The sequence below is a fragment of the Umezawaea endophytica genome, assembly GCF_025061645.1.
GTDB lineage: Bacteria > Actinomycetota > Actinomycetes > Mycobacteriales > Pseudonocardiaceae > Umezawaea > Umezawaea endophytica.
On record NZ_JANYMP010000014.1, the window covers coordinates 194,629 to 205,736 of the forward strand.

The window sequence follows — 11,108 nt, forward strand, 5'->3', positions numbered from 1 at the left end:
GAGCCTAGGCTCGCGGCGGGACCGGGGTCAATCCCCGTGGGCGTCCCGACCTGGGTGAACGCCGTCCGGGTACTCCAGCAGCAGCACGGACTCCACCGGGCCGCCGACGGTCTCGTAGGTGTGCGGTCCCTGGGCCGGGAAGCACACGTAGTCGCCGGGCCCCAGCTCGTAGGGCGCGTGCGCCGGGCCGACCCGGAGCACTCCCGACGTGACCAGCACGTGCTCGCGGCCGGGGTGTCCGGCCGAGTACTGGGTCTGGCCCGGTCGGACGCGCTGGTCGTAGACCTCGACGACGGTGTCGCCGACGGTGAGCCTGCGGACCATCCGGAGGTCGACGGCGTTGCTGGAGAGCACGTCGAGGTCGGCGGCGCGCACCAGCACGACCTCCGAATCGGCGGGCGCGGTCAGCAGATCGGACACGGGCACGCCCAGGGCGTTCGACAAACTGAACACCGTGTCGATGGTGGGATTGCCCGACCCCGACTCCAACTGGGACAGCGTGCCCTTGGCGATGCCCGACCGGCGGGCCAGTTCCGACAGCGACAGACCGCCGTGGTCGCGCAGCGCGCGCAGGTTCGCCGCGAGCACCTGACCGGCTTGCTCCCTGACCACCCGTGACCTCCTCCTCGCAGGCGAGCACCGTACGGGTGATGGTGCGCGCGCGACCACTCGACGCCGTTGACCGGTCACTCTGCTTGTTGTAGTAAGGGAGGAGTCGACCCCAGGAGCCCGACCATGGACGTGGAAGTTCTCGGACGCGTGCTCAGCACCCTCCCCCCGGACGACGATCACCCGTACCGCACGGGCGCGTGGCAGGGGCAGACCACCGAGTGGCGGGCCGACGACCTGGACGTGGTCGGCGAGATCCCGGCCGACCTCGACGGCGTGTACCTGCGCAACACCGAGACGGCCCTGCACCCGGCGATCGAGCGCTACCACCCGTTCGACGGCGACGGGATGGTGCACGTGGTCGGCTTCCGCGACGGGAAGGCGTTCTACCGCAACAGGTTCGTCCGCACCGACGGGTTCGTCGCCGAGCAGGAGGCCGGTCGGTCGCTGTGGGCGGGCATCACCGAGGACCCGAGGAGCGCCGAGCGGGAGGGCCGGGGCGCCCGCGGCCGGATGAAGGACGCGTCGAGCACGGACGTCGTGGTGCACGCCGGGGTGGCGCTGACGAGCTTCTACCAGTGCGGCGACCTGTACCGGCTCGACCCGCTCACGCTCGACACCCTCGGGAAGTCCGACTGGGAGGGGAAGTTCCCGTCGTCGGTGGGCGTCAGCGCGCACACCAAGGTCGATCCGCACACCGGCGAACTGCTGTTCTTCGGCTACGGCAAGGACGCCCCGTACCTGCACTACGGCGTGGTCGGCTCCGACGACAGGCTGCTGCACCACACCGGCATCGAGCTGCCGGGACCGCGCCTGCCGCACGACATGGCGTTCACCGAGAACTACGCGATCCTCAACGACTGCCCGCTGTTCTGGGACGCCGAACTGCTCAAGCAGGGCGCGCACGTCCCGCGCTTCCACCGCGACCTGCCGCTGCGGCTCGGCGTCGTGCCGCGCCGGGGCGGCGACGTGCGCTGGTTCGAGGCCGACCCGACGTACGTGCTGCACTGGACGAACGCCTACGAGGAGGGCGACGAGGTCGTCCTGGACGGGTTCTTCCAGGAGGACCCGATGCCGAAGTTCAACGGGTCGACCGACAACCGCGAACGGGTCTTCCGCGGGCTAGCGCTCGACCGGCTCGGGACGAAGCTGCACCGGTGGCGGCTCGACCTGGTCACGGGCCAGGTCAAGGAGGAGCGGATCTCCGACAGCGTCACCGAGTTCGGCATGATCAACCCCGTGCACGGCGGCCGGTCCTACCGGTACGTCTACGCGGCGACCGGCGAGCCGGGGTGGTTCCTGTTCAACGGCCTGGTCAAGCACGACCTGCTGACCGGCGCGGAGGAGCGGATCTCGTTCGGCGACGGCGTGTTCGGCAGCGAGACGGTCCTGGCGCCGCGACTCGGCTCGACGGGCGAGGACGACGGCTACCTCGTCACGATCACCGTCGACATGAACCGGAACCTGTCGGAGTGCCTGGTGTTCGACGCGCGGAACCTGGCCACCGGCCCGGTCGCGCGGGTGCGGCTGCCGGAGCGGGTGTCCAGCGGGACGCACGCGACGTGGGCGGCCGGGGAGAGCCTGCCGGACTGGCGGAAGACCGATGACGCCGCGTCCGCCCTCGGTCTCTGAGGACGTCACCGCCCTCCCGAGGGGCGGGCAGAACGCGATCGGGGTCACGCTCGGGCTGCTCGGCGACGAGTGGACGCTGCTGATCCTGCGGCAGGCCCTCCAGGGCACGCGCCTGTACGGCGACTGGATGCGCGCGCTGCCGATCTCGCACGCCGTCCTGTCCGGCAGGCTGGGGCGGCTCACCGAGTTCGGCCTGTTGGAGCGGGTCGCCTACCAGGAGCGGCCGGAGCGCCACGAGTACCGGCTGACCCGCCGGGGCCGGGGCGTGTGGCCGATCCTGCTGGGCATCTGGGCGTGGGAGCTGTCCCACGTGGAGCGGCACGCCGAGGAGCTGCCCCGGATGCGGCACCACGGGCACCTGTTCGAGCCGGTGCTGGTGTGCGGCGGGTGCGCGGCCCCGGTGGGACCGCGCGACCTCGTCGGCGGGTTCGGGCCGAGCGGCACCTGGGAGCGGTCGCTCCCGTCGGCCACGACCCGGCGCCGGTCGGCCAGCGCGCCGGGCCACCTGGAGGGGTTCTTCCCCCAGACCACGGCGCTGGTCGGCAACCGGTGGTCGTGCGCGATGCTGGGGGCCGCCTTCCAGGGGGCGCGGCGGTTCCGCGACTTCGAGCGGCAACTCGCCGCGCCGCCCGTGGTGATCGCCGACCGGCTGCGGACGTTCGCGGAGCTGGACGTCATGACCGCCTCCGCGAACGGCGGGTACCGCCTCACCGCGAAGGGGCTCGCGTTCTTCCCCGTCGCCGTGCACACGATGGAGTGGGCGCAGCGGTGGTTCCGGTCCCCCGAGGGGCCGGCGCTGAGCTACCGCCACACCGCGTGCGGTGCCCCGTTCCGCCCGCGCCACACGTGCTCGGAGTGCGCGGAGCCGTTGCGGGGCGGCACGATCGAACGCGTCGGTCAGTAGGCCACGCCGACCGCCCGCCGGATCGTCGCCGGGTCGTCGAGCGCGGCCAGCACCGCGTGGGCGGTGTCGGCGCGGGAGATCGAGTAGCCACCCCGCGGGCTGCCGCCGATCACCCGCCGGTACTCCCCGGTCACCGGCTTGTCGGTCAGCTTGGGCGGACGGACCGCCGTCCACTCGACACCGCTGCTCCGCAGTTCCTCCTCCATGGCGGTCAGGTCCGCGTAGACGTCCCGCAGGACGGCGCCGACGACCGGCAGGAGCAGCCTGCGGTTCAGGAACGTCTCGTCCTCGGGCGGCGGCCCGACGGGCGCGGCGCTGACCACCACGATCCGCCGCACGCCCGCGGCCGCCATGGCGCGCAGGATGCCGCGCGTGGCGGTGGTGGCGACCAACCCCTCCTTGCGTCCGCGCGGGCCGACGCCGGACAGGACCGCGTCGCACGGGTCCAGCTCGGTCAGCGCCGCCAGATCCGGGACGGTGCGCACGGCCAGCGACGGGTGTTCCAGGTCGAACCGGGCCGCGTCGCGCACCACCGCCGTGACCTGGTGTCCCGCGTCGAGCGCCTGTCGGACGACGTGCCCGCCGACCCCTCCGGTGGCGCCGAAAACGGTGATCTTCATCCGTGTCTCCCCAGCTCGGGTACCTTGTGATCCGCACCCCATATACTACGAGGCCGATATCATATGAGTTCCAAAGTACCTGAGGAAGCGCGGCAGCGGAGGCGAACCGCGAACTCGATCAAGGACTCGCTGCGCGGGCTCCGCGTCCAGCTCTCCTTCCTGAACCACCGGGTCGGCACGCGCGTCGCACTCAAGGACATCGACCTCGACTGCCTCGACCTGCTCTCCCAGCGGGGCCCGCTGAGCCCGACCGCGCTCTCCCGGCTCGCGGGCCTGCACCCCGCCACCACGACCGGCGTCCTGGACCGCCTCGAACGCGGCGGCTGGATCACCCGCGACCGCGACCCCGCCGACCGCCGCGCCGTCGTCGTCCGGGTGCTGCCCGACCGCCACGCCGAGGTGTTCGAGCACTACCGCGGCGCCAACGCGCAGATGGACGACCTCCTCGCCGACTACGACGCCGCCCAGCTCGAGCTGATCGCCGACTTCCTCACCCGCGCCACCGCCGTCAGCAGGCAGGCGACCGACGATCTGGGAGACCCCGCGTGAACCCCCGCCTCACGGCGTTCGGCCACCAGTTGATCGAGGTCCACGTCTGGCTGCGCGGGCGGTTGGAGGACCTCCGCGACGACGTCGACGCCTACTTCGCGGGCGACGGCCCGCTCCCCCGCGACCTGCGCGCCCACTGCCTGTCGTTCTGCTCGGCGCTGACCCGCCACCACACCGGCGAGGACCGGGTCGCGTTCCCGGAGATCGCCGAGGAGTTCCCCGAACTGCGCCCGGTGATCACCCAGTTGAAGACCGACCACAACCGGATCGACTGGATCCTGGGCGCGCTGGACAAGCTCCTCGCCGGTCTCCCAGACGAACCGGACCAGGCCGCGAGGACACGGGTGATCGCCGAGCTGGAGGGGCTCTCGGCGATCATGGAGACGCACTTCACCTACGAGGAGAAGAAGCTGCTCACCGTGCTGAACGGCCTGGACGTGCCGGGGTGGCGGGCGGAGCGGCCCGACTTCCTGCTGGTCGACGAGGACTGAGCCCTACCGGGCCAGCAGGTCGCGCAGCGCCTTGACGACCTCGCCGGGCGCCTCCTCGGCCATGAAGTGCCCGCAGGTCACGGTCCGGTGGTCCAGGTCAGGCGCCCACGCGCGCCAGCGGGCGGCGGCGTCGAAGCCCAGTGCCGAGCCCCAGTCCTGCTGGAGGACCGCCACGGGCATGCGCAGGTGGTTTCCCGCCTCGCGGTCGGCCTGGTCGTGCTCGACGTCGACGGTGGCCGACGCGCGGTAGTCGGCGACGATCGACGGGACGGCCTCGCGGCAGGCCTCGAGGTAGACCTCGCGGACGTCGGCGGGGATCGCGTCGGGGTCGTTGGCCCACAGGTCGAGGAAGTGGCCGAAGAAGTCGTCGGGCGCGCCCGCGATCAGCTTCTCCGGCAGGCCGGGCGGCTGGGCCATCAGGTACAGGTGGAAGGCGACGGCGGCGGTGGTGCCGTGCAGGACGTCCCACGTGTCCAGCGTGGGCAGGACGTCGAGCGACGCCAGGTGGGTGATCACGTCCGGGTGGTCGAGACCCGCGCGGATCGCGACCAGCGCGCCCCGGTCGTGGCCCGCGAGGGCGAAGCGGTCGTGGCCCAGCTCGCGGACGAGCGCGACGACGTCGGCGGCCATCGTCCGCTTGGAGTAGGTCCGGCCGTCGGCGTCGACCGGCTTGTCGCTGGCCCCGTAGCCGCGCAGGTCGGGGCAGATGACGGTGTGGTCGGCGGCCAGGTCGGCGGCGACGTGCCGCCACATGAGGTGGGTCTGCGGGAAGCCGTGCAGCAGCACGACGGGGCTGCCCGACCCGCCTACGGCGGCGTTCAGCGCCACGCCGTCGGCGACGGTGACGCGGCGCTCGGTGAACCCGGTGATCTGCGGTGCCATGTGTTCTCCCGGTGGATCGGTTGGTGTCGGGACCGACTCTGCGGCAGACCGATCAGCGTTGGATCAGCGCGGCGGGGCACCTCGGCCGGCGCTAGGTTGTGCCGGTGGTGAGGTTCGGTGTCCTGGGGCCGCTGGAGGCCTCCGACGAGCGCGGGTCGGTGAACCTCAAGGGGCCGCGGCACCGGGCGGTGCTGGCGCGGCTGCTGGTGGCCAGGGGTCGGGCCGTGCCCGCGGCGGTGCTGATCGACGACCTGTGGGACGAGGCCCCCGACGGGGCGCTGGGCGCGGTGCAGACGTTCGTCGGCGCGCTGCGCAAGGCGCTCGAACCCGACCGTCCACCCAGGACGCCCTCCCGGCTGCTGGTGTCCGCTCCCCCCGGCTACGCGCTGCGGGCCGAACCGGACGCGGTGGACGCCCAGCGCTTCGAGGCCGCCGTCGCCACGGCCGCCGCGTCCCGACCGGAGGCGGCGCTCGGGCTGCTGGACGAGGCGCTCGGGCTGTGGCGCGGGCCTGCCTACGCCGAGTTCGCCGACCAGGCCTGGGCCCGCGGTGAGGCGACCCGCCTGGACGAGGTGCGGCTGCTGGCCGTGGCCCGCCGGGCGGAGGCCGCGCTGGCGCTGGGCCGGGCAGCCGAGTCGGTGCCGGACCTGGAGGCGCACGTGGCCGCCCACCCGCTGCACGAGGACGGTCGACGGCTGCTGGCGCTCGCGCTGTACCGGACGGGACGGCAGGGTGACGCGCTGGCGACGCTGCGCCGGGCGCGGGAGGCGCTGCTCGCCGACCTGGGCGTCGACCCCGGCGAGGACCTGCGGCGGCTGGAGGCGGACATCCTCGCGCAGGCCCCGCACCTCGCCCCCCGGACGCGCGTCGAGCACCCGTTCGTCGGCAGGCACGCCGAGCTGGCCGCGCTGGAGGACGCCGCCGCGACCACCGCCCGGCCCCGGCTCGCGCTGGTGTCCGGTGTGGCGGGCGCGGGCAAGACGGCGTTGGCCAGGACGCTGTCCGACCGGCTGGCCGCACGGGGCTGGACCACCGCGTGGGGCACGTGCCCGGAACTCCGCGGCGGCACGGGGCCGTGGACCCGGATGCGTGCCGCCCTCGGCGTGCCCGAGGGCGGCGCGTTCACCGCGGCGGAACCGGTCCTGCTGGTGTTCGACGACCTGCACTGGGCCGACGAGGACACCCTCGCGGTGGTGACGTCGCTGGTCGCCGATCCCGACACCGGCCCGGTACTGGTCGTCGGCACCTACCGCTCGACCGACATCACGCCCGCGCTGGCCGACGCGCTGGGCCGCGCCGCCCGCGCCGAGCCGACCAGGGTCTACCTCGGCGGTCTGAGCAGGCCGCAGGTCGACGAGATGGTCCGGGCGATCACCGAGCGCGAGATGTCCCCGGACGGCGCGCGGCTCGTGCACGCCCGGAGCGCGGGCAACCCGTTCTTCGTCCGCGAGCTGATGCGGCTGTGGGAGACCGAGGGCGATCCGGGGCTGCACGCCGTGCCCGCGGGGGTCCGCGACGTGATCCGGCACCGGCTGGCGGGCCTGTCCGAGACCGCGCGGACGCACCTGCGGCAGGCGGCCGTCCTCGGTGACGACGTGGACCTCGACGTGCTGGTCGCGCTCGTCGGCGACGAGGACGCGGTGCTGGACTCGGTCGAGTCGGCCATCCGGGCCGGGTTCCTGGTGGAGCGCTCCGACCACCCCCGGTTCGCCCACGCCCTGGTCCGGGAGACCTTGTACGAGGACAGCACCCGCGCGCGTCGGACGCGGTGGCACGCGTCCGTCGCCGACGTCGTGGAGCGGACCCGGCCCGACGACGTGGAGACGATCGCCCACCACCTCCTGCACGCTGGGAGCCGGGCCGCCGCGGACCGCACCGCGACCTTCGCCCGTGCCGCGGCCGAGCGGGCGGAACAGCGGTCCGCGCCGCACGAGGCCGCCCGGCTGTGGCGGGAGGTCCTGGCCCGCGTCGAGGTCGGCCGGGGGCGGCTGGAGGCCCTCATGGGTCTGGTGCGGGCGCTGGCCGTGACCGGCGACCTGCGGGAGGCGCGACGGCTGCGCGCGGAGGCGACGGGCGCGGCCGAGGCGTTCGGCGACCCGGTGCTGACCGCGGGCGTGATCGGGTCGTTCGACGTGCCCGCGATCTGGACCGCCAACGACGACGAGGCCCTGTCCGCCCGCCTGGTGGCGACCGCGGAGCGGACCCTGGCCGCCCTGCCCGCCGACCACCTCCACGACCGCGCCCGGCTGCTGGTCACCATCGCCGTCGAGCGGCGGGCCGACTCCGGGCCTCGGGGTGACCTGGCGGCGCGGGAGGCCGAGGCGATCGCCCGCGGCCTGGGCGACCCGACCCTGCTGGCGTTCGCCCTCAACGGGCGGTTCCTCCAGACGTTCCACCGCGCGGGCCTCGCCCCCGACCGGGGCCGGATCGGCGGGGAACTCCTGGAACTGGCCCGTGTGAACGGACTCGTCGTGTTCGAGGTGCTGGCGCACCTGATCGGGATCCAGTCGAGCGCCGCCGTGGGCGACCTCGCCGCGGCCGACGGGCACGCGGCGGCGGCCGACGACCTCGCGGCCCGGCACGAACTCCCGGTCGTCGGCGTGTTCACGGCCTGGTACGCCGCGCTCCGGCTGGCGGTGACCGGGCGGACCTCCGAGGCCGTCGCCGCCTACCGGTCCGCCGCCTCGCGGTTGACCGGCACGGGGATGCCGGGACTGGAGGACGGCCTGCTGCCGTTCGCGCTGCTCGGGCTCGGGGTGAGGTCGGCGAACGCCGACTGGGGACCGTACCGGCCGTGGACGCTGGACCGCGACCTCCCGGAGTCACCGCACGACCTGCTGTTCGAAGCACGCACCTGCCTGCGCGCCCGAGCGGCGGTCCGCGCCGGGGACCGGGAGGTGGCCGAACGCCTCCACGCCGACCTGCTGCCCGCGGAGGACGAGATCGCGGGCGCGGGCAGCGGCCTGGTCGCGTTCGGACCCGTCGCCCAGCACCTCGGTGATCTCGCGGTGGTGCTCGGACGGAATGGGAAAGCGTCCGCGCACTACCGGCACGCGCTGGTCGTCGCCGGGCGCGCGGGGGCCCCTCACTGGATCAGCGCTGCTCGGGAAGCGCTGGAGCGCACGCGGTAGCGGGTCTGGACCGGCGATTCCCGCACGAATGTGGTGTTCGGTCGCGGGAATCATCAAGCCTTTCCCAAAAAGGGATCGTGCCGCTGCGGAAATACCTAATCTGCCGATATGAGAATCCTGTTCTGGACCACCGTCCTCTGCGTCGACGCGGCTCAAGGGGCACTGGCCGTGCCGGTGATCGCGGGCGCCGTCATCGTCGCCTGCGCCGACGCCCACGCGAACGCCCGCCGCCGCGGGCGCTTCCCGAACCGCGCTTCGGTGTGGCACCAGCCTCCCGACGTGGGAGCGGTGCTGTGACCGCCTGACCGATCCGCCGATCGGCCCCTGCCGGTGGGCGGCTCGGCTCGCTACCGTCCAGACATGAAGCTTGTTCGCGTACTGCTGGCCGGTGTCGTGGTGGCGGGTGTGGTGGCGGTGCCGTCGGCGAGCGCCGACCCCGCGGAACCGGGGTGGGTCGGGCCGTTGAGCACCCGCGGGCGGTACGTGGTCGACGCCCGAGGTGACCGGTTCAAGCTGAAGTCGGGCAACTGGCACGGCGCCAGCGGGACGTGGAACGGGTCCGGCGACGTCGCCGACCCGGCGAACCACCACGCCGGGGAGAAGGCGGACCGGATCCCGCTCGGGCTGGACCGCGCGCCGGTGGAGTCCATCATCGACGGGTTCGTCGAACTGGGGCTGAACAGCGTGCGCCTGCCGTTCTCGAACCAGGTGGTGCACGACGGCGCGGTGGTGCCGCTCGCGTCGGTCGCGGCGAACCCGGCGCTGGCGGGCAGGACGCCGCTGCAGGTGTACGACTTCGTCGTCGAACGGCTGACCGCGCGCGGGCTCGCGGTGATCCTGAACAACCACACGAACACCACGCGGTGGTGCTGCGGGGTCGACGGGAACGAGCGGTGGAACACCTCGCAGACCACCCGGCAGTGGCAGGACGACTGGGTGTTCATGGCTCGGCGGTACGCCGGGAACCAGCGGGTGGTCGGCGCGGACCTGTACAACGAGGTCCGGCGGAACGTGTGGGACGACCCGAACTGGGGGTCCGGGGACGACCGGGACTGGCAGCGGGCGTCGCAGGAGGTGGCCGACCGGATCCAACTGGAGGCCAACCGCGACCTGCTGATCATCGTCGAGGGCATCAACTGGACCGGGATCCCGGTCGACGGGCTGCCGCACGGGCGGCCGACGCTGGAGCCGGTGCGGACGCTGTCGCACACGCTGATCGACTCCGGGAAGCTGGTGTACTCGGCGCACTTCTACGGGTACACGGGGCCCAACCACTCCGGGGCGACCGGGATCGGGGAGACGCACGACCCCCGGTACCAGGACCTCTCCGTCGCGGAACTCCGGGACGTGGTGCGGCGGCAGGCCTTTTACGTGTCGGAGGAGACCGGGGCGCACTTCACCGCGCCGGTGTGGATCAGCGAGTTCGGGGTCGGGGGGCGGGAGAACACGGATCCCGTGTCACGGGCCTGGTTCTCGAACTTCGTCGACCTGCTGGTGGCGGCGGACGCCGATTTCGCGTACTGGCCGATGGTGGGGTTCCACAGCGGGCGGACCGGGAACGGGTGGGCGCTGTTGCACTGGGACGCCGCCGGGAACCGGATGGGGGTGTACGACGGGGATGACTGGAGGGCATCCGCGTGGTCGCGGTTGGTGGGGGCGGGCGGGAAGACCGGGCAGGTGGCTCCGGTGTCGCCCTGGTCGATGGTGAACCTGAACCACGGGGACTTCCAGCAGTCGCGGGCGGCTCGGGGGTTGGGTGACTGGAACTCCGGGGCGCGGAAGGGCGTGTGCCCGGATGGGCAGCGGGTGATCGGGTTGGCGCACACCGGGAACCGGGGGTTGTGCACGGGGGCCTGGGGGGTGCCTTCGTCGTTCGTGGTGGTGCGGGATGAGTCCTTTGTGGATGTGGACTGGGCTTCCGGGTACACGAAGGTGCAGTGTCCCGCGGATCACTACCTGGTGGGGTACAGCGTGAAGGGGGCGGCGTTCTCGGCCGGGTTGTGCGCTCGGGCCGCTGGGGCGTTGGGGAAGGCTGGGAGGACTGTTTGGTTCGATCGGGGGGATAACCGGCCTGCCGCTGGTGGTGGGGAGTTCGCGGTGGGGGCGTACAAGGGGCAGTGTGCGGTTGAGGAGTACGTGGCTGGGGTGGCTTATACGGGGAGGATCGGGTCTGGGCGTACGCCGGACGCGTTGCTGTGTCGGCGGTAGGTGGGTTGGATAGTCACCCCGATCGCTAATTGTCTCGATCTTCACGGTCGCTTTGTCAAGGCGGGAAACATGCCGTGACAAA

10 protein-coding genes are annotated in these 11,108 nt (G+C 73.0%); 7 read left to right on the forward strand and 3 right to left on the reverse strand.

From position 1 onward, the window contains the following. Positions 1-27: 27 nt before the first annotated feature. Positions 28-612: a helix-turn-helix domain-containing protein gene (locus tag NZH93_RS27670; protein WP_259626138.1), complete on the reverse strand. Its 585-nt coding sequence runs from the start codon at positions 610-612 to the stop codon at positions 28-30. A 123-nt stretch (positions 613-735) separates the two neighbouring features. On the opposite strand from NZH93_RS27670, the gene NZH93_RS27675 reads away from it, so the two are divergent. Together NZH93_RS27675 and NZH93_RS27680 are read left to right on the forward strand one after the other, a co-directional pair. Next, complete coding sequence (locus NZH93_RS27675; RefSeq protein WP_259626139.1) at positions 736-2,241, forward strand: carotenoid oxygenase family protein; 1,506 nt, start codon at positions 736-738, stop codon at positions 2,239-2,241. After that, positions 2,213-3,145 (forward strand): winged helix-turn-helix transcriptional regulator, encoded by a 933-nt coding sequence (locus NZH93_RS27680; RefSeq protein WP_259626140.1) that lies wholly within the window; start codon positions 2,213-2,215, stop codon positions 3,143-3,145. Before NZH93_RS27675 ends, NZH93_RS27680 begins: the two co-directional genes overlap by 29 nt. On the opposite strand, the gene NZH93_RS27685 is transcribed toward NZH93_RS27680, so the two are convergent. Further along, entirely contained in the window at positions 3,139-3,765 is a 627-nt protein-coding gene (locus NZH93_RS27685; RefSeq protein WP_259626141.1) for an NAD(P)-dependent oxidoreductase, read from the reverse strand. The two genes, NZH93_RS27680 and NZH93_RS27685, sit on opposite strands and share 7 nt — an antisense overlap. Before the next feature lie 63 nt (positions 3,766-3,828). Between NZH93_RS27685 and NZH93_RS27690 the strand changes: the two genes are divergently transcribed. Further along, positions 3,829-4,314 carry a MarR family transcriptional regulator gene (locus NZH93_RS27690; RefSeq protein WP_259626142.1) on the forward strand — a complete coding sequence of 162 codons (486 nt, stop codon included), beginning with the start codon at positions 3,829-3,831 and terminating at the stop codon, positions 4,312-4,314. After that, the gene (locus NZH93_RS27695) at positions 4,311-4,805 is read left to right on the forward strand and encodes a hemerythrin domain-containing protein (protein WP_259626143.1); all 495 of its coding nucleotides are present in this window, start codon (positions 4,311-4,313) and stop codon (positions 4,803-4,805) included. Before NZH93_RS27690 ends, NZH93_RS27695 begins: the two co-directional genes overlap by 4 nt. A gap of 3 nt (positions 4,806-4,808) precedes the next feature. Here NZH93_RS27695 and NZH93_RS27700 read toward each other — a convergent pair whose 3' ends face one another. Next, positions 4,809-5,687 (reverse strand): alpha/beta fold hydrolase, encoded by an 879-nt coding sequence (locus tag NZH93_RS27700; RefSeq protein WP_259626144.1) that lies wholly within the window; start codon positions 5,685-5,687, stop codon positions 4,809-4,811. 104 nt (positions 5,688-5,791) lie between these two features. Between NZH93_RS27700 and NZH93_RS27705 the strand changes: the two genes are divergently transcribed. From NZH93_RS27705 to NZH93_RS27715, 3 genes are all read left to right on the forward strand, one after another. Further along, positions 5,792-8,818 carry an ATP-binding protein gene (locus NZH93_RS27705; RefSeq protein WP_308214246.1) on the forward strand — a complete coding sequence of 1,009 codons (3,027 nt, stop codon included), beginning with the start codon at positions 5,792-5,794 and terminating at the stop codon, positions 8,816-8,818. 108 nt (positions 8,819-8,926) lie between these two features. Beyond that, the gene (locus NZH93_RS27710) at positions 8,927-9,115 is read left to right on the forward strand and encodes a hypothetical protein (RefSeq protein WP_259626145.1); all 189 of its coding nucleotides are present in this window, start codon (positions 8,927-8,929) and stop codon (positions 9,113-9,115) included. 63 nt (positions 9,116-9,178) lie between these two features. Beyond that, on the forward strand, positions 9,179-11,026 hold the full coding sequence (locus NZH93_RS27715) for a glycoside hydrolase family 5 protein (protein WP_259626146.1): 1,848 nt from the start codon (positions 9,179-9,181) through the stop codon (positions 11,024-11,026). Positions 11,027-11,108: the final 82 nt, after the last annotated feature.